We start from the raw sequence: 19,027 nt of genomic DNA on the forward strand, positions 1-19,027 counted from the left end.
TACGAGAGAGCGAGAGACAGCACCTCATGAAGAAGGCCCCGCGAGATGAGCCCGATGACGCGCTCAGCGTGACTGCGCCCAAGACGTGGGCCGCGGGAGTGCCCGCGGTGAAGCACGCGCTGGAGTACTCCCTTGAAGAGACGTCACTGAAGCGGACCGGGGTGACGCTGCTGACCATGAACCAGGTGGACGGGATCGACTGCCCCGGCTGCGCCTGGGCGGATCCCGCTCCCGGCCACAGGCACCGCAACGAGTACTGCGAGAACGGTGCCAAGCACATCAACGACGAGGCCACGACGCGCCGCATCACCGCCGACTTCTTCCGGCGGCATCCGGTCTCCGAGCTGGGACGGCAATCGGATCTTTGGCTGAACCAGCAGGGCCGGCTCACCGAGCCGATGGTCAAACGCGCGGAGTCGGACCACTACGAACCGATCAGCTGGCGCGACGCCTTCGGCCTGATCGCCGCTGAGCTGAAGTCGCTGGCCTCGCCCGACGAGGCGGTTTTCTACACCTCGGGCCGGGCCAGCAACGAGGCGGCCTTCGTCCTGCAGCTCTTCGCCCGCGCGTTCGGCACCAACAACCTGCCCGACTGCAGCAACATGTGCCACGAGTCCAGCGGCACAGCGCTGCACGAGACCCTTGGCACGGGCAAGGGAACGGTGAGCCTGGACGACCTGCACCACGCCGACCTGATCTTCCTGGTGGGGCAGAATCCGGGAACCAATCATCCGCGCCAGCTCTCCGCCCTGGAGGAGGCCAAGCGCAACGGTGCCCGCATCATCGCAGTGAACACGCTGCCGGAAGCCGGGCTGCTGCGGTTCAAGAACCCGCAGCGGCCCGGCGGGGTCGTCGGACACGGCACCCAGATCGCCGACCGATTCCTCCACATCCGCGGCGGCGGTGACCTCGCACTGTTCCAGGGACTCAACAGACTGTTGCTGGAGGCTGAGGACGACCGGCCCGGCAGCGTGCTCGATCACGACTTCATCCGCACCAGCACCAGCGGCTTCGAGGACTTCTCCCGGCACGCCCGCGGCATCGACTGGGAGAAGATCCTTCTCGCGACGGGACTCACGCGTGAAGAGATCGAGGACGTACGGGACGACGTCCTGCACAACGAACGCGTCATTGTCTGCTGGGCCATGGGAGTGACCCAACATCGACACGCCGTCCCCACCGTCCGGGAGATCGTCAACTTCCTGATGCTGCGCGGCAACCTGGGCAGGCCCGGAGCCGGCGCCTGCCCGGTACGCGGGCACAGCAATGTGCAGGGCGACCGGACCATGGGCATCTGGGAGCAGATGCCGGACTCGTTCCTGGACGCACTGCAGCAGGTGTTCGGCTTCGACCCGCCACGCGCCCACGGTCTGGACTCCGTGAACTCGATCAAAGCCATGCAAGAGGGGCGCATCAAGGTCTTCCTCGCCCTCGCCGGCAACTTCGTCAGGGCCGCGCCCGACAGCGCGGTCACCGAGGAGGCCATGCGGCGATGCCGCCTCACCGCCCACATCTCCACCAAGCTCAACAGGTCCCACACGGTCTGCGGCCGAACGGCACTCATCCTGCCGACCCTCGGCCGCACCGAACGGGACGTCCAGCCGTGCGGCGAGCAGTTCGTCACCGTCGAGAACTCGATGAGCGAGGTGCACACCTCCCAAGGGCGCCTGGAGCCGGCCTCCAAACTGCTGCTCAGCGAGATCGCCATCCTGTGCCGGCTCGCACGTCACACGCTCGACGGCAAGGCCGACATCCCCTGGAAGCAGTTCGAGACCGACTACGGAACGATCCGCCACCGGATCGCGCACGTCGTGCCGGGACTGCACGACTTCAACCGGCGCGTGGTCCGACCGGGCGGCATCAGACTGCCCAACCCGGTCAACGAGGGCGTCTTCGCCACCGCCACCGGCAAGGCCATGTTCACCTGCAACGCCTGGGCCATGCCGCAGGCCCCCGACGGGCACCTGCTGCTGCAGACCCTGCGCTCCCACGACCAGTGGAACACCATCCCCTACACCAACAACGACCGCTACCGGGGCATCCAAGGCAGCCGTCGTGTCGTGCTGGTCAACCCCGCGGACCTCACCGAACTCGGTCTTCGCGAAGGACAGTCGGTTGACCTGGTGAGCGTATGGGGCGACGACGTGGAGCGTCGCGCGGAGGGCTTCGTGGTGGTCCCCTATCCGACCTCGCTGGGCTGTGCCGCGGCGTACTACCCCGAGACCCAGGTTCTGGTGCCGCTGGAGAGCGTGGCCGAGGCAAGCAACCAGCCGACCTCGAAGGGCATCGTCGTCCGACTGGAGCCAACGGGCACACGTGTGGACGCCTCACCGTGATGACGCTGCGCCGCCCCGGGCCCGGTGGCGCAGGAGCCGGCCGGGTGATGGCCGGCTCGTCGCCGTCAGCCGGCCGACCGGCACGAGCCGCGGGCGGCGGTCAGTTGCACTCGATCGGTCTCACAGCTGCGGTGGGACCGGGCGGCCGAGAAACGCGGCAAGGCGGTCAATGGCTGGAGCGGTCTCCTCGACGGGTCGCGGCTCGGCGAATCGTCCCGTTCGGGACTGGGTGGAGAGTTGGGCCTGAGCGAACGCCAGGGCCTGCTCGGCAAGGTCTTCGGGCAACCGGGCAGGGATTTGGAGGGCCTGGGCGAGGTCCCATCCGTGAGCGAGCAGATCGTACAGGCGGATCTGCAAGCGCTCGGCGCCCGTGGCGCTCCCCAAGGGGCCGCTATAACTCCGCGCGAGCACCCCAGGGGTGGAGAAGGCTGCCAGCAGTGAAGCACTGGAGGACCGGTGGGCGCCGACCGGGTCGTCACCGAGGCGGTCTACTCCGCGTTCGGGCATCGGGCCGCCCTCGATCATGGCCGCGAACACCAGGTCCATACCGACCAGGTGGGCCACCACCTCGCGCATGGTCCATTCCGTGCACGGCGTAGGCTCCTTCCACTGCTCGGGCCGTACCTCGGCGAGCAGGTCGCCGACAGAGGTGCATGCACGTGCGAGATCTTCGACGGAAACGGTAGTCATCCGGGGAGACTACGGCGTCAACTGTCAGGCTGCCCACGGGATTTGCTTCGATGCGAAGAGCCCTGCCGAATCGGGCGACCGCGCGATGGCTCAGCATCGATGGCTCACCAACCTCGGGCTTTCACGAGCGGTGCCGTCCACCGCTTGCTCAGAGACACGAGAGATGCTCCTGATCTGCAACGATGAGGCCTGTGGAGGGTCCTGGGAGTGACTGCAGGGGTCCAGGCCCTCCTCGTCAGCCCCGGAGGAGGCAGAAGGGGTGGCCCGCCGGATCTGCGAAGATTCTCCAGCCGCGGGTGTCGACGTGGAGCAGTGTGGCGCCGAGGCTGAGGACTTGTTCCTGGGCCTGGTCAAGGTCTGGGACATCGAGGTCCAGATGAAACTGCTGCGGGTACGTGCTGTCCGGCCACCGCGGCGACCGGTGGTCCTTCACGCGCTGGAACGCAAACACAAGGCCAGAGCCCGTGTGAAGGGTCGAAAAGTCGTCACTGACTGCCCACCTGGGATCGGGCTGGTTCACCTCTCCGCCGAGGAGCGACTGGTAGAACCTGGCGAGTTCAAGGACGTCCGGACAGTCCAGAACCACGCACTGCAACTTGCCGATCACTGGGGTCCTCCAACAGCACGGGCCCACGGCTCTGGTGAGCCACGGCCCGACCTAGAGCAAGGCACAGCGTGGGGCCGCGGAGCCCGTAGACCTTAGCTGCACCGCCCGCCACTCGTCTGTCACATCACGATCTACGGCTGGAGTACGCGATAATGATCGTTAACTGCCTGTGCGTATTACTTGGAGGGGGTCTTGTGAGTCTGAGTCCGCGCGAGGTGTTTCTCCGGCTTGTTCATGGGGTCGCCGACGGGAACTCAAGCGAGTTGCCCGACCTGTATGGCGAGGTCACCGATGTCCGGCATCCGATGGCGACGCCGGAGTCCGAGCCGTTGACGAGTCGGCGTGCGCTCCGGGAGCACTTCACCGTGCCGCCGGAAGTTCGGGAGTCCTTGCCGAAGAGGAGTGTCGTGGATGTCGTCGTTCACGAGACAGCCGATCCTGAAGTGATCGTCGCCGAGTTCGCCTACGAGTTCACGTCGCCAGACGACTCCATGGCCAAGGTGCCCTGCATCTTCGTCATGCGTGTGCGGGACGGTCAGATCATCGAGTCACGCGACTACATCGACCCGATCCGTACGTACACGGCACGCGGGGACCTCGACCTCCTCATCGAGTCGTTGCGGAAGGATGTTTCCTGAACTCAGTGACGACGCACCCACCGCACTTCCGAGCACGCCTGTAAAAGACACCGTGCCCCCGGTGAAAGTTCCTCAGTCTCGCTGAACTCACGGCCGACGTGCCGGTAAGAAACGTGTCGCCAGCCGCAGAAGCGGGCCTCCCGGGGGACCGCAAGGGCGTCAGCGTGTTGAGGCGGCCCGGCGGTGGTTGGGCTTCGTTGATCTATTCGCGGACCGGGCGTTCACTGTGGGAGGGATGCCATGACTGTCCGTGCTGGGCGGTCACTTCAAAATGATCTTGGATGGATCAGGGTCGGGTGATACGCCGCCGACACACGTCACACACCACGCGGATGGTGATCACAGGCTCTCCAGGCGCCCTGGCGCGGCGCGACGAACCTTCCGGTCAGAGCACTGGACGCAAAACCCCCGCCTGCGGCTTCGGAACCGGCAGGCGGGGGCTGGCTGTGGATCGCTTCTCAGCGGTCAGGGGCTCAGCGCGCGAAGGGCCCGCCCAGTCGCGTGTACGACAGCTTCAGTGACGTCACCGAGTACGACTTCGAGCCGGTCGTCGTCACGCCCGAGCCGGCGCCCTTGAGTAGATGGACGAGGCCCCAGCGGTCCTCGTAGCCGAGCTGTTCGTTGGTATCGATCACGAGGTCCGCGCGGCCGTCGCGGGTGTAGTCCGTGAGCTTGAGGTGGGCACCGAACTGGTCCTGGGTCTCGACGGTGCCCGTGATGCCGGAGGTGTCCTGGGTGTAGGACGTGGCGCCGGTGCCGGACAGGCCGCCCGCGCGACCGAACAGAACGGTGACCGCGCCGGCGTCGCGCTTGGTGCCGAGGTCCTCGCCGCGGGCGCCGATAGCGAGGTCCGCGTAGCCGTCGCCGTTGACGTCGCCGGCGGCGACGGCGGAGCCGAAGTAGTCCTCGTTTTCGGAGGAGCCGGGTATGCCGGTGGTGTTCTGGGTGAATTTGACCGGCTTGCGGGCGGTGTCGGGGCCGCTGGAACCGCCGTACTGGACGGTGACGTAACCGCGTTCGCTGTCGCCTGACTCGTAGCCGCGGCCGATGGCGAGGTCGCCGTAACCGTCCTTGTCGAAGTCGCCGACGGAGAGGATGTCGCCGCCCTGGTGGCCACCGTCGTCGGGCACCCGTATCGCGCCCGCCTGCTGGGTGAAGGTGCTGCCCCCGCGGTGGAAGTAGACCCGCAGGTCCGCGTCGGTGTTGCGCTGGAGGTCGGCGCCGAGGATGTACAGGTCGGTGGCGGCGTCGGCGGTGACCCGGCCGGCGACCAGGTTGGGGGCCCACAGGAGGCCGTAGGAGTTGCCGAGGGAGTCCCATCCGCTCTTGCCGCCGGCACGCGTGAAGGGGCCCTTCAGGAGGACCACGCCCGCCCGGCTGTTGCTGGTGACGGCCAGGTCCTGGTCTCCGTCGCCGTCGAAGTCGCCGGCGACCACGTCCTCGCCGAACGCGTCACCTGAGCCCTCGTACTCCTGCGCGACGGGCGAGTTGAAGACCGTGCCCGATCCGAGGCCCGTCGCGCTGCCCCAGACGACGGTCAGCCCGCCACGCATCTGCACATCTCCGACGTCCTCGCCGGGTGAGGAGACCACCAGGTCGGCGTAGCCGTCGCGGTCGAGGTCGGCCGTGGTGGCGGCGGTTCCCCACCCGTCATCCGCCTCCACCGCGCCCGGGATGCCCGGCGAATCCTGGTGGATGGTCTGGACGCGGGTGCCGGGACCGGACGACGTGCCGTAGACGACGGTGACCCGGCCGTCCTTGCCGTGCGAGCCGCCCAGCATGACGAAGTCGCGGTAGCCGTCGCCGTTGAAGTCGTCGGACAGCTTGGCGGGGGCCGCCGACGCTCCGGGGGCGGTCAGGAGCGGTGTGCCGACCGCTGCCGTGAGGGCCACGGCAGCAGCGAGGGCGGTACGTCTGGCGTGCATGGGTCTCCGTTGTCGAGAGCGTGCTGTGAGCGACCTGATCTTGATCTGATCGACTGCGCTCTACGACGAACGCGGCGGCCGAATGGTTGTACGCATCCTCTGGGACAGGTGCAGGAGGCTCTCCGACAGGGGAAAGCGGCGCCCACGCCGTAAGCGGTACGCGACGGAACCGGTGAGCGCCGTCGACTACGGCGGGGTCCCGGTGGGCGCCGAGTCCGTACTCTCCGGGCGGGCTGCCTGCCCCGCACCGGTACCGGATCCGTACTTGGCACCGGTGCCCCGCGCGGGCGTGGGGCGGGGCCGGAGCGCGGCAGCCACCATGGCGGCGAACGCGACAGCCCAGACGGCTGCAGCGACCCAGACTTCCCAGCGGCCGATGGTGGTCATCCACGATGTTCCGGTCGCGCGTCCCAGTTCGTGCGTGGTGACCGCGTACATACCGATGGGGAAGACGAGGTTCCACCAGTCGAGTCCGTAGCGCAGCGGAATCCGGCGCAGCGCGTGCCGCCATACGCCCAAGGCCAGCAGCAGCGGGATCAGCCAGCTGGAGAACGACCACAGGACGACGGACGATCCGAGGATGACCGGCCGCGCCAGCAGCGTGTCGCCGGACGGCAGCGAGATCAGCCGCACGCCGGCGAGCACTGCGATCGCCGCGGCCCCCATGAAGATCCAGACGGACGTCATGAGGCCTTCCGGCTGCACCGGCCGCGCCAGTAGTCTGGCCAGCACGATCGCGGCGGTCAGCAGGTACTGGACCAGGCCGACGGCCCAGCACACCACCGCCAGTACGGGCAGGACGTGGCCGGGGGTCACCTGGGCGAGCGAGGCCGCCGCCACCGCCACCGACTCCGACCCCACGGCCCACAGGAACCAGGTGCCGTTCACGTGGTCGAGCGACGGACTCCGCTTCAACGTGGTGATGAGCGCGAACGGGATGCCGTAGTCCAGCACCAGCCACCCCAAGGTCCCGAACGCCAGGAACGCTCCCGCCACCGCGGTGTGGCCGTCCGGCGCGAGGCGCCCGGCGAGCACGTTGGCGGAGATGGCGAGGGTGAGGAAGGCGAAGCCGCGCGGACCGAGGAGGTCCGCGACGAACCGCTCGCGATGGCGCAGCAACCGCCATCCGTAGGCGGGCACCAGCACCACGAAACCGGCCAGAGCGACCCAGAGCAGTAGGGCGGAGGCGGTGCCGGCGCCGATGACGTACAAGGCCGTGGAGACGATTCCGGTGCCCATGACGAAGGCGAGCGCCCCCGCGTTGAGGTTCGCCACCGCCGTGGAGAGGGCTGCGTGGTGTCCGGGCGATCGGGGCGCGGCACCGGTACGCCCGGGCTCGGAACGGCTGTCGGGACCGCGTGGATCGCGATCGACCCGATCCCTGAGCCATTCGGCGAGGACCAGGGCATGGCTACGACCCAAGTCCCGCGTGGCGGTCAGCAGGGTGAGGTTGCTGTGTTCTGCCATGTCCCGTAGTCGGGCCGCCGCCTGCCGGTGCCCTTGATCGCCCAGCTCGAGGAGATAGCGGCGACGGAATTCATCGAATTGCAGCGAGTTGTATCCGTACCAGCGCTGCAGCTCGGCGGACGGAGCGATGCCCCGCATCCACTCGTCGACGGGCGCGCCCCGCCGGCGAATGCCTCCCGGCCAGAGTCGGTCGACCAGGACGCGATTGCCGACCTCCCCGTCCTCGGAAGGCGTCTGCTCGTAGATGCTGCGGCAGGTTATCTGTTTGGCCATGAGGCATCCTCGGGCCGCTTGCGGTGGATCCATTTTAGTTGAATGCGCACTTCAGTGGCTTTTGGGTGTAACGACTACGCGGGGACTTGTGGACACGGCGGTCACGACGGCCTGCCTGATGGTCTGCGCGATGGCCTGCGCGTTCAGGCCTGCTTCCGCGAGGATCTCGGTCCGTGTGGCCTGTGGAGGAAACCCGTCGGACACCCCCAGGGCACGCACACGCGCCCGGACGTCCGCCTCATGCAGGGCCTGGCCCACCGCGGCCCCCACTCCTCCGCTGAGGAGGCCGTCCTCGACCGTGACGACCAGGGAGTGTTCCGCAGCAAGCGTGAGCAGCTCGCAGGGGAGTGGCTTGACCCACCCTGGGTCGACCACGGTGATCTCCACGCCCTGCTCGGCGCACAGCTCTGCCGCTTCGAGGGCGACGTGTGCCATCGCTCCGACCGCGATCAGTAGGACGCCGGTTTCGGGGGTCTCACGCAGTACGTCGACCGTGCCGGTGCTGCCGACCGCAGGAATCGCCGGACCGATCCCGCCGCGCGGGTAGCGCAGGACCGTCGGCGCGTCGTTGATCGATACGGCCTGCCGCAGCTGCTCCCGCAGCGTGTGCGCGTCGCGGGGAGCCGCGATTCGCAGGCCGGGGACGGCCTGGAGCATCGCCAGGTCCCACAGCCCGTTGTGGCTGGGGCCGTCGTCACCGGTGACTCCGGACCGGTCCAGTACGAGGGTCGCACCGAGCCGGTGCAGAGCGAGGTCCATCAGTACCTGGTCGAGCGCGCGGTTCAAGAAGGTGCCGTACAGGGCGATGACCGGGTGCAGCCCCGCCATGGCCATCCCGGCGGCCGAGGCGACCGCATGCTGCTCGGCGATCCCGACGTCGAAGAACCGTGCGGGGTACCTCGCGGCGAAATCGTTCAGACCGACCGAGCCGGGCATGGCCGCGGTGACGGCCACGACACCCGGGTGCACCTCCGCCAGGTCCACCAATTCCCGGCCGAACACTTCAGACCACGTCGGACCGGCAGGCCGCAGCGGGCGCCCCGTCCTCGGGTCGATGGCGCCGATGCCGTGCAAATGGTCCTCCTCATCCTGCTCAGCAGGCGCGTACCCGTGCCCTTTGCGTGTGACGCAGTGGACGACGACGGACGCTCCATGGGCCTTGGCCCGTACCAGGGTCGCTTCAAGGGCGGCGATGTCGTGGCCGTCGACGGGCCCGAGGTACTCAAGTCCCAGCTCGACGAAGAGCGGGTGCGGCATCACGGAGTCCGTGTGGCACTCTCTGGTACCCGCCCGCAGACGCCCCTTGATACCTTCCCTGGCCGCATGCGGAGTGCGGTGCAGCGCCCGCCCCACCGTTCTGGCACCGTCGAGATCATGTCTGCCCCAGCCGGCGAGACGCTCGTAGCCGGGGTGTGCGCGCAGGGCCGCCAGGTGCCGCGCGAGTCCACCCACGGTCGGCGCGTACGAACGTCCGTTGTCGTTGACGACGATCACCAGGGGCCGGTCAGGCGCCTCCGCGATGTTGTTGAGGGCTTCCCAGGCCAGCCCGCCGGTGAGCGCCCCGTCACCGACGACAGCGACGATGTGCCGGTCCGTCTCCCCGGCGAGCTGTCCGGCCTTGGCCATGCCATCGGCGTACGACAGGGCCGCCGACGCGTGGGAGTGCTCGATGTGGTCGTGCGCAGACTCCTCTCTGCTGGGGTATCCGGAGAGCCCGCCGCGCTGCCGCAGGCCGGAGAACTCACCGGCCCGCCCCGTGACGATCTTGTGGACGTACGCCTGGTGCCCGACATCCCACAGCAGCCGGTCGCGCGGGGAGTCGAAGACCCGGTGCAGCGCCAGCGTCAGCTCCACAACGCCGAGGTTCGGTCCCAAGTGGCCGCCTGTGGCCGCGACATGGCGGACCAGGAAGTGGCGGATCTCCCAGGCGAGCCGGTCCAGATCTCCGTGGCTCAGACTCCTCAGGTCCGCGGGCTGGTTGATGCCTGCCAGCAGGCTCATTCCGCTGCTCCTCCTCGATGTTGCCGTGCTCCCGGCGGACGAACGGCGGGTAGCTCACGCACACCCCTTTGGGCATCGCTCCATTGCTCACCGGATGGTCGATGCCATGAATGACCTCTGCTTCGAGCGGCGGCAGGCGGAGTCGACCACGGGCGCGGGCCCGTCGGGATGAGCCGTCCTGACACATGTGTGCCCTTCGCGTCATGCGCTCGAAGATCTGGTTTCCGTTCACGCCCCGGCCTGTGTGACCACGCCGCACGGACGACGGTAGAACCCAGGAAGGGCAGGAACAGCCGTACCTGCGGGCCGCATCAGCCTCACATCCGGACATTCGCCCTGCAGATGCCCGCGCTCCGGGCCCGGCACCGAATGATGGAGCAGGCGAACGACGCCGTGTCCCGATCCGTGGGTCCAATGTCCGCACGGCCCGCCATCGGTCCCGTACGCAACCTGGTTGTGAACGTCAGGCCGTGGGCTCGCGGCCGGAGGAACCACTCTTGGAAGAAGACCATGGTCGACTGCGATCCGTTGGACAGCACACGGCAGCCTCCGCCGATCCTGTGGACTCTGGGTCTCCTGCACGGTGAGTTGAGAAGACTGCACGGTCTGGCGCTTCACGACTACCTTGTTCTGGGTGCCCTCGCAGAGGCCGGGGGCCGGCCCGTGCCCGTGGCCCGGCTGACCGCGTTCCTTCAGGAATCGGGGCACAGGATGTCCGCCCTCCTCAAAAGTCTGCAGGCGGCCGGACTGATCGAGCGCGATCGCCGTGACGGAGACCGCAGGACCGTCGAGGTGACCCTGACCGACGCAGGACGTGCCAGGTTCACGGACGCCGAGAAGACTGCTCGGGCGGTGCTCGGGCGGCGCCTCGTCCGCGGACGTGTCGCCACTCGAAGGTCACCAGCCCCCGGCTAAGGGCTGTCCCGTAATCCCTGGCGGGCGCACGACGACAGCTACGGCACCTCGCCGCGTTGTCGGACCGCCAGGACGGCCCTCCGCTTTGCGATGCACCGCATCTGACGCCGCGCGCTGATCCACCGGGGATTACGGGACAGCCCTTAGGCTGGATTCCTCCTTCTCTGGGTATAAGTCCTGGTGGCGGGGTAGCTTGGGGGCGGGTGCTGGACGGTGGTGTCACGGGCACGGCCGAGCCGTGATGAGAACGAGCAACGGCTCGTCCGGCGATTGCCGCGAGCGCGCAAGGCGCCGCGTGAGCTGGTCCTGCGGGCACGGATGGTCGATCTGAGCTGGTCCGGTCTGCGAGTGCCTGCCATCGCGGATGAGTTGAGGTGCCGCCCGAAGGCGGTCCGTCGCTGGTGGCACCGTTTCAATCGCTTGGGCCTGGACGGGCTGGAGGATCTGGGTGGGCAGGGCCGCAAGCGGCGGATCACCGAGGCGGAGCGGTCAAGGATCATCGGCCTGGTCAAGCAGACGGCGCCAGGTCGGCCGGCCGTGCAGGCTGGCGGAGAGCCGCCCGTGGCGGATGAGTCCGGGCCGCCGGATTGGACCCTTGACGCCCTGGCCGACGAAGCCCGGAAGCTGTGCATCGAGGCCGGCCGCAGTCAGCGTCCGCCGGATCCTGTTTCGTGCCGCGGCACGAGAGAGTCCGGCCCGGCGGGACGGGTGTCAGGTCCGCCGCTGCATCGGCGGTCGGCCCGTCGGTTCGTCGTGTCGGGGACTCGTGTGCGGGGCGGCTCAGCCAAGCAGCACTCCGCTGACGCTGGTGACCGGGTAGGTGTCAGCGGACTTCGGGGCTTTCGGCTTCACCGGCTCACCGAAGTCCGAGAGATCCATGGTCGCGGTCACGCCGGAGCCCGACATGTTCAAGGTCATACGGGTACGCACGAGCCGGCCCTTGTCGTCGACCCACGCGTCGACGAAGACGGGGATGTCACTGCCGACAGAGGCGCGGGCCTGGTCCGTCTTGTGCCGCACGTCGTCAGCCATCCGCAGGGTGAGGGCGGCGTGGCCCAGCACGCCGCGGTAGTGCACGGCACGTGCCCCGCCGACGGTTTCTGCGCCCACCTTCGACACCTTGCGTATCGCGGACACCTGTCGCAGGACGTGTTCTGGATCGTTGAGGGGTGCCCGCAGTGCGTAATGGACTTCCGCTTCGTCGCGGGCGATGACTCCCCAGGTGCCGTCGTCGGTCCCTGCGGTGCCGCTCACGTAGATCTTGCCGTCCGCGAAGACTTCTTCGCTGTGGTCGATACCGCCACCGGGAAAGTCGACCGCAATGCTGCCCCGGTCTGCTGCGAAGTCGAAGTCACCGGTGACGGTGAGGGTGTACGTCCTGCCGTCGCCGGTGATGTCGATCTGTTCGTCGACACCGGCGCTGCCTTTGCCGACGGTTTCGGCGGCCTTGCGTACGGCGTTCTGGTACGTGGCCGAGGAAGTCGGCGCCGCGGAGGCACGGGCGTCGGCGGCGTCCTCCGAGTCGGCAGTTGAGCATCCGGCACACAGCAACGCAGCGGCGGTGGCCAGCAGGACGGGACTGCGCATGGAGAACTCCAGGAAACTTGGCGCCGCATTCGGGCGGACCGATCGGCCTGGACGGTCGCCTCCCGGTGCCATGTCTCCCGACCGGGCGGAACGGTCTGCATGAACCGGTGCACGGAGGCCTCAGGCGCCTCCTGCACAGTGATCATACAAGCGCAGTGCTGGTGTACTGCATCACCGGCCAGGCCATCGCACGTCCTGCCCGGCCCCGCCCCGCCGGTGACCGAGCCACCGGTCGGCGCCCGCTCCGCAGACCGAGCAAGCACCGGACCACGGTGACGTTTGACTGAGCGTGCCCTCTGCCTTCTGCGTGAACGCGGTCACAGCCATATCGCCGGTGCCGTCGGCACCATCGACGTCTCGACCATCATCGAGTGCGGGCCCGAAGCCGGGCGAGGTTAGGGCCCGCACTCTCATCGCGCATCTGCCGGGGGAGCTGTGCGCGTTGCCTTCTTCAACGACCCCCGTGACGGCCGGACACGATCCTGACTCCTGCAGCATCGGAGCAGCTTGTCTCTTGACCGGAGTGGTGGTCCGGCGGCACCTTGAGTGTCAGTGCCGGCGCACCAATTGGGCGGGTGAGCTGCGACGTTTTCATCATGCGATTTCTGCCCGCGGCCAGGACAATAGACGCGTCACACGTTCTGGCAGGCCTTGGCCTTGAACTCCGTCATGGAGACGGTCACTGCGGACTCGTCGCCGTCGTCTGAGATGTTGTGGTAGCGGACCTTACCCGGGGTGAGCCGGTCCCGTTCGGCCAGGGTGAAGGAAACGCTGCTTGATGACCACGAGTTGTCCTTGGTCCACCCGTAGAGGGTGTACGTGGTCCTGGTGGTGAGCGGAGCGAGAGATCTGGTCGCGGTCCACCCGACGGCAGGGGAATCGAGGGTCCAAGTGGCGAGACCGGTCTCGACGGGGCGGTCGGCGGTCCATGAACCGACCGTCACCTTCTTGTCGACGTCGACATTGTCCACGTAGAGGGTCGCGCCATCGATCTGATGTCCGCAGACCATCATGACACCGAGCAGACGGCCGTCGCCGGTCACAGAGATGCCGGCCACGGCATCGACGGGCACCGTGCACCCCGAGGCTGCGGTCAGGGCCACGCCGACCGCGAGGGCAGCGACGAAGCGCCGCAATACCGGACGCGCAGTGATCGACCCCATGCCAGTCCCCTTGTCCGGAAGCGCACATGAGCCCCCACTCCCCGAATGGTAGGGAGCGATCGGCGGCGGGCCGTAGCCTCGCTACCCACCCGTTGCGCAGTCGTTGTTGTCTCGATTTGCTCCACCGCGCCTTGGGTGATGCGCCGCGTTCGCGGGGCGGCAGATGGTCGATGAGGCTGTCCAGAGGCAGAGGCAGAGGCAGAGGCAGAGGCAGAGGGGCGTTGCCCGAGGGACGCCGCCCGGACGTCACATCGGCGACACCCATCTGGTGGGCATCGACCGACCGGAGAGGGGAGGCGGCCCGTGGTGTTCAGCCCGACACGTGGGCTGTCGAGTTCTCCAGTGCTGTGCACAGCCAGTCGTGGGCGGCGCCCGGGGTCGGTTCCGTGGGGCCGTTGAGCTCGGCGGTGAGTTCCCAGTAGTGATCGATCCGGGGATCGGCGGCCAGCAGCCGACTGAGCCGGCGTCGGAAGTCGGGAGTGTCCCGCGTACCGCGTGAGCGGGCGTAGGCGGAGACGAAGCAGTCGAGTGCCTCGCCCCCGTGCGGTGAGCGGTCCGCGCGCAGTTGCCTCGCGGCCAGCCCGTACGCCTCGCCGAGACCGTCGTAGAGCACGGCCGGGCGTCCCCCGTCCGGTCCGTGCGCCGCGGGCTGGCCCTGGCGGCCCTTGCCGGGGCAGGGGGCGCTGACGAAGGCGTGCAGGCGGGTGAAGGCCAGCACCTGGGCCGGCGTCGGTCCTTCGGGGGGCTGTGGGACCGCCTGTTCGACGATGGCAGAGACCAGCCGGGCCGGGAGCCTGGGCGGCAGCCAGCGCCGCCAGAACCGCGCCAGCGGGGCCGTGCTGGGCGGGACGGCCACGGAGCCGATCAGCCGCAGTCGCTCGGCACGTTCGTCGGGGGCGCAGTCCTGGAGCAGTTGAAGGGCCGCCTCCTGCCAGCGCAGGGCGGTCAGCCGCGAGCCGATCTCCCGTAACCGCCCCGCGACGACGTCCTCCAGTGCGTCCTTCTCGTCGAGGACCCGGCCCACCTCGGGAACCGGCAGATCGAGGGCGCGCAGAGAGCGGATCAGATGCAGTCGTTCGAGCGCCTCGGGGCCGTAACGGCGGTGCCCCCCGGAACTCCTGACGCTCTCGGGCAGCAGGCCGCGGTCGGAATAGAAGCGGACGGTCTTGACGGTGACGCCCGCGCGCTCGGCGAGCTCCCCGATACTCAACATGCTCTCGGACGACACGACTTGAACCTCCCTCAGGGGGAGTTCCTACCGTACCGGCGAGCGCGGAGCGCCGGTACGGCCGGCTCCGCGGACCACCGTGTGCGAGGAGACGGCGATGACGGCATTCATCCTGGTGGCAGGCGTCCACACAGGCAGGTGGATATGGCAGGGGGTGGCTGACCGGCTGCGGGAGTCGGGGGCCGAGGCGTACCCGGTGACCCTCACCGGCATGGGTGGACAGGCCCCTGCGGCGGGACCTGACACGGACCTGGAGACGCATGTCGGCGATCTGTTGCGGCTGATCGACCAAGTGGACACGCCGGAGGTGGTGTTGGTGGGTCACTGCTATGGCATTCACCCGGTGCTCGGCGCGGCCGACCGGCGTCCGGAGCGGATCGCGCGGATCGTCCACCTCGACGCCGGTATGCCTCAGGACGGTGACCAGGCCCTCACCCTGCTCCCCGACGAGGCGACCCGTAGCCGGTTGTCGGGCCCGGCGGCAGCCGTCGGGGACGACTGGCAGGTCCCGCCACCGTCCCTCGATGAATGGCAGCACTGGGGCAGCGTCGCAGGACTCACGCCCGAGATGCTGGCCCGGCTGACGGACAACGCGGTACCCCAGCCGGCAAGGACACTCACCCAGCCGCTCCGGCTGTCGGGAGCAGTCTCCGCGCTGCCGGCGACGGGCGTCCTGTGCGTCGCGAACGGTTCGAGCATCGCGATGGTCGAGGGCCTGGTGGGTTTGGGAGACCCCCGCTTCCAGGTGCTGACCGACCCCCGGGTGAGCTTCTTCGAACTCGGCACCGGGCACTGGCCGATGCTCTCCCAGGCCGACGAGGTGGCTCACGTCCTGCTCCGGGCCGCCGCGGGAGAGGGGCACCGCGTGTCCGCGAAGGTGAGCGAACAGCCCGGACACCTACGCCCCTTCCTGATCGAAGTGCCGAAACGGTCTCGCGAGCGGGTGGGGCGGGTCGAGTTCCACCTCCCGGACGATCTCTTGGAGGACGAGCGCCCCCGACCGGCCGTTGTGTTCGTCCATGGCGGCCCCGTCCACCCCGACGTGCGGCCGACCCCACGGGACTGGCCGGGCTTCGTCGGCTACGCCCAGTACGTCGCCGGCGAGGGCGCGGTAGGGGTGACGGTGGGCCACCGGTTGCACGATCTCGCCGACTACGGGCGGGCCGCCGAGGACATAGCCGAGGCGGTCGCCCTCGTACGGGCCGATCCGCGGGTCGACGAAGACCGTGTGGCGCTGTGGTTCTTCTCCGGCGGCGGCCTGCTTTCGGCGCGGTGGCTGGGGGCCCCGCCGCCCTGGTTGCGGTGTGTGGCGGCGACCTATCCGATCCTCGCGCCACTGCCGAACTGGGGGCTCGTCGACTCCCGGTTCCGCCCGGCGGTCGAGGTGCGTACCTCCGGCCGGCTGCCGATCGTGCTGACCCGGGTGGAACTGGAGCGTGCGGAGATCGCGGCGACCGTCGAGGAGTTCCTCGCCGCCGCCAAGGAATGCGACGCCGATGTCGAAGTGGTCGACGTACCGCTCGGCCACCACGGCTTCGAGACGATCGACCACACGGAGCCGGCGCGCCGAGCCGTGGAACGAGCGGTGGCGTCCGTACTGGGGCACCTGAAGCGCTGACGCGTCGCCGGCCGGCTCCGCGGCGCCGTCCCGCCCGGGAGGTTCCGAACGTCACGCCCTCCCGGGGGCGCCTCACGGCGAGAGGTGTCCACGGCATCGTCCCACCGGTGGTGCCCACTGGCTGCCTTCCGGACGGCGACCGCTTTGTGGTGGTGGACGGCGTCGCGGGGAGCTTCGTCGATCAGAGGGCCTGGGCGGACCTCACCGGTCACTTCCGCCGCACGATCGACGGCGACGGTTCTCGTCGTCGCTCGGCTGGTTGCTGCCCTGGGCGGGGGACAGCTGAGGCCGGCCAGCCTGTCGGCGTCGATGCTGATGCGCATGCGGGTCATCATGTCGCGGCGGAACCGGCTGTCGCCGGTGTAGCGCGCAGTGCAGCCCGTCAGGGGCGGACGTTGATAGTGGCCATCATGCCCAGGTCCTCGTGATCGAGGATATGGCAGTGGTAGACGCTGCGGCCGGGGTAGTCGGTGAAGGGGATCCGCAGTCGCACCGAACCCCGGGCCGGCACCAGGACGACGTCCTGGAGCACGCCTGCGGCAGGTGCGCCAGTCAGCACGTGGAACGGCCAGGCGTGCAGGTGAAACGGGTGGTCCATGGTGCTGGTGTTGACCACGGTCCACTCCTCGATGGTGTCCAGCGCGACGGTTTGGTCGTCGCGCTCGGGGTCGTAGGTCCGCCCGTCGATGGTGAAGGACGTGCCGCCCATGCCCATTCCGCCCATGCCCGCCGCGAGGGTGATCTGACGGCGTCTGCTCACGTTGTCCGGCGGGGTCGACGGAGCGGGCAGTCTCGTGGGCAACGCGGCTGATGCCTCGGCGGCTCCGGACGCGACCAGGGTCGCCAGCGTGACCGGGCCGGCGGCGGAGGGGCCGCCTCCCATCATGCCCAGGCTGCCGCGGTCGTATGGCTCGCTGACCAGCGCGTACCGGCCGCTGCGGGTGGAGCGCACGAGCAGGTCGGCGCGGTTTCCCGGAGCCAGCACCATCTCGTCCCGATCGGCCGGGGCGGGCAGGAACACGCCGTCGAGGGCGATCTGGGTCACATGATGATCCGCCAGACGCAGCGCGAGCACGCGGGAGACGCAGCCGTTGATGACCCGCCACCGCTGCACCGCCCCGGGTGCGGTGGTGATGACCGGCTGGTGCTGGCCGTTGACCAGCACCAGCTCGCCCTCGCGGCCCATCATTCTGGACATCCTGCTCGGAGCGGCGACCCGGCCGGCCCCGTCCAGGGTGGTGTCGGTGATCAGCAGGACCAGGTCGTCGGCCACCGAAAGATCAGGGGCGGGGCCGCCGTCGACCAGCAGCGCCCCGGCCAGGCCGGAGAAGATCTGGTCGGCGACGGTGCCGTGGTGGTGCGGGTGATACCAGAACGTGCCGGCTGGATGGTCGGTCGGGACGGCGATGGCGTAGTCGAGGCTGTCGCCGGGCTCGATGGTGAGGAAGGGGTTGTCGCCGTTGCCATGCGGGGACACATGCAGGCCATGGGTGTGCAGGTTCGTCGGCTGGTCGATGTGGTTGATCAGTCGCGCTCGCAGCAGGTCCCCGGGCCGCAACCGCAGGGTTGGTCCCGGGCAGGTGCCGTTGAACGCCCACGCCGACGTTTCGCGGCCGGCCAGTCGAGCTCCGGGGGCGGCAGTGAGGGTCACGTCGAGCACTCCGCCGCGGCTGGCCGTTACCGGCGGCTGGCGCAAACGCTCGCCGGCTTCGCCGGGTTGACTCCGGCTCTGGTCGGCGGGCGGCGCGCCCGCACCGGCTGCCCGCCTCACTGTGCCGGCCGCCACGTCGGCTGCACCCAATCCGAGCAACGCCAACGCCTGGCGTCGGCTGATCGGATGGCCGCTCACGGCAGCCTCCGGCGACGCCCGTACTCGTCCTCGTCGATTTCTCCGCGAGCGCGGCGTTCGTCGAGGGTCCATGCTGCCGAGCCGACCGAGCGAGGTGCGGGCGGGGACGCGAGTCCTCCCTGTACCTGCCGCACCGCGACGAAGCCGATGAGCAGCAGGCCGGCCACGGTGAAGACCGGCCAGATCCACATCCAGCCCATGATCCAGCCATTGACCGTCATCGCCGATCACGCTCCTCGCCCACGCAACGGCTCGCCTACCTCCAGGCTAAAGCCCGCCATCAGATCACCGCCGGGCTGACGGCCCTGACCTGCAAGGTCCAACGTCCCGGCAACGGCTGCGACGGCGCTTGCCAGGGGCCACCGCCGACCGCTGCCGGGACCCGCGCAGGCTGAGCAGACAGTGAAGGAAACCGACGAAATGCGCTGGTCAGAGCTATGACCGCGGCTTCGATGGCCTTTTCCCACCCACATCAAGATCTTTTCCCACCGCCCTGATCGGCGGGTCGATCACCCTCGCATGCCCGATGCACCGGCCGGGCCGTGTTAGGTCCCGAAATTGGCTCGCGAGCATCGCAACGAGCAGGCGCTCTGCGTGTTCAACCGATTATGCAGAGCTCATCGACTGTGCTGTCCGTGGGGGATCTTCGGTGGTGAGCCGGAGGTCAGTGCCAACCACTGAGCCCGTAGTCGCGGTGTCGTCGCGGGCCGGCAGGTGTCGATCGCTGCGG

Annotated in this window: 14 protein-coding genes and 1 pseudogene; 5 read left to right on the forward strand and 10 right to left on the reverse strand. The window is 68.9% G+C overall.

Annotated elements, in window-relative coordinates; all coding sequences use genetic code 11:
• Positions 1 to 26 precede the first annotated feature (26 nt).
• Entirely contained in the window at positions 27 to 2,336 is a 2,310-nt protein-coding gene (locus H305_RS0115675; RefSeq protein WP_028801207.1) for an FdhF/YdeP family oxidoreductase, read from the forward strand.
• Between the two features lie 120 nt (positions 2,337 to 2,456).
• Here the strand turns inward: H305_RS0115675 and H305_RS0115680 are convergent, their stop codons facing one another.
• Both H305_RS0115680 and H305_RS0115685 read right to left on the reverse strand, forming a co-directional pair.
• Positions 2,457 to 3,026, reverse strand: a complete 570-nt coding sequence (locus H305_RS0115680) for a TIGR03086 family metal-binding protein (protein WP_028801208.1) — start codon at positions 3,024 to 3,026, stop codon at positions 2,457 to 2,459.
• Between the two features lie 235 nt (positions 3,027 to 3,261).
• On the reverse strand, positions 3,262 to 3,633 hold the full coding sequence (locus H305_RS0115685) for a VOC family protein (RefSeq protein ID WP_028801209.1): 372 nt from the start codon (positions 3,631 to 3,633) through the stop codon (positions 3,262 to 3,264).
• A 152-nt stretch (positions 3,634 to 3,785) separates the two neighbouring features.
• Here H305_RS0115685 and H305_RS56045 point away from each other — a divergent pair, with 152 nt between their 5' ends.
• Complete coding sequence (locus tag H305_RS56045) at positions 3,786 to 4,271, forward strand: nuclear transport factor 2 family protein (protein ID WP_051370614.1); 486 nt, start codon at positions 3,786 to 3,788, stop codon at positions 4,269 to 4,271.
• A 473-nt stretch (positions 4,272 to 4,744) separates the two neighbouring features.
• Here H305_RS56045 and H305_RS0115695 read toward each other — a convergent pair whose 3' ends face one another.
• The 3 genes from H305_RS0115695 to dxs all read right to left on the reverse strand — a co-directional run bounded on the left by H305_RS0115695 (position 4,745) and on the right by dxs (position 9,937).
• Positions 4,745 to 6,196, reverse strand: a complete 1,452-nt coding sequence (locus H305_RS0115695; RefSeq protein ID WP_028801211.1) for an FG-GAP and VCBS repeat-containing protein — start codon at positions 6,194 to 6,196, stop codon at positions 4,745 to 4,747.
• 186 nt (positions 6,197 to 6,382) lie between these two features.
• On the reverse strand, positions 6,383 to 7,936 hold the full coding sequence (locus tag H305_RS46065; protein ID WP_324608102.1) for a DUF488 family protein: 1,554 nt from the start codon (positions 7,934 to 7,936) through the stop codon (positions 6,383 to 6,385).
• Between the two features lie 51 nt (positions 7,937 to 7,987).
• Entirely contained in the window at positions 7,988 to 9,937 is a 1,950-nt protein-coding gene (gene dxs, locus H305_RS0115705; RefSeq protein ID WP_028801212.1) for a 1-deoxy-D-xylulose-5-phosphate synthase, read from the reverse strand.
• 510 nt (positions 9,938 to 10,447) lie between these two features.
• On the opposite strand from dxs, the gene H305_RS56390 reads away from it, so the two are divergent.
• Positions 10,448 to 10,852: a MarR family winged helix-turn-helix transcriptional regulator gene (locus tag H305_RS56390; RefSeq protein WP_051370615.1), complete on the forward strand. Its 405-nt coding sequence runs from the start codon at positions 10,448 to 10,450 to the stop codon at positions 10,850 to 10,852.
• A gap of 318 nt (positions 10,853 to 11,170) precedes the next feature.
• Positions 11,171 to 11,416, forward strand: a pseudogene (locus H305_RS54810) (helix-turn-helix domain-containing protein); the annotation flags it as partial.
• Between the two features lie 216 nt (positions 11,417 to 11,632).
• Here H305_RS54810 and H305_RS54815 read toward each other — a convergent pair.
• The 3 genes from H305_RS54815 to H305_RS0115730 form a co-directional block, all read right to left on the reverse strand.
• Positions 11,633 to 12,439 carry a hypothetical protein gene (locus tag H305_RS54815; protein WP_028801214.1) on the reverse strand — a complete coding sequence of 269 codons (807 nt, stop codon included), beginning with the start codon at positions 12,437 to 12,439 and terminating at the stop codon, positions 11,633 to 11,635.
• A 632-nt stretch (positions 12,440 to 13,071) separates the two neighbouring features.
• A complete protein-coding gene (locus H305_RS0115725; protein WP_234020837.1) occupies positions 13,072 to 13,602 on the reverse strand; it encodes a hypothetical protein in 531 nt (176 codons plus the stop codon).
• 310 nt (positions 13,603 to 13,912) lie between these two features.
• Positions 13,913 to 14,815: a MerR family transcriptional regulator gene (locus H305_RS0115730; protein WP_037764129.1), complete on the reverse strand. Its 903-nt coding sequence runs from the start codon at positions 14,813 to 14,815 to the stop codon at positions 13,913 to 13,915.
• Between the two features lie 112 nt (positions 14,816 to 14,927).
• On the opposite strand from H305_RS0115730, the gene H305_RS0115735 reads away from it, so the two are divergent.
• Positions 14,928 to 16,448, forward strand: coding sequence for an alpha/beta fold hydrolase (locus H305_RS0115735; protein ID WP_028801217.1), 1,521 nt, complete (start codon positions 14,928 to 14,930; stop codon positions 16,446 to 16,448).
• 382 nt (positions 16,449 to 16,830) lie between these two features.
• On the opposite strand, the gene H305_RS0115740 is transcribed toward H305_RS0115735, so the two are convergent.
• Together H305_RS0115740 and H305_RS0115745 are read right to left on the reverse strand one after the other, a co-directional pair.
• Positions 16,831 to 18,099 (reverse strand): multicopper oxidase family protein, encoded by a 1,269-nt coding sequence (locus tag H305_RS0115740; RefSeq protein ID WP_199791407.1) that lies wholly within the window; start codon positions 18,097 to 18,099, stop codon positions 16,831 to 16,833.
• Positions 18,100 to 18,293: 194 nt separating this feature from the next.
• Positions 18,294 to 18,518, reverse strand: a complete 225-nt coding sequence (locus tag H305_RS0115745) for an SHOCT domain-containing protein (protein ID WP_028801219.1) — start codon at positions 18,516 to 18,518, stop codon at positions 18,294 to 18,296.
• Positions 18,519 to 19,027 lie beyond the last annotated feature (509 nt).

This window comes from Streptomyces sp. 142MFCol3.1, from assembly GCF_000424945.1.
Classification (GTDB): Bacteria; Actinomycetota; Actinomycetes; order Streptomycetales; family Streptomycetaceae; genus Streptomyces; species Streptomyces siamensis.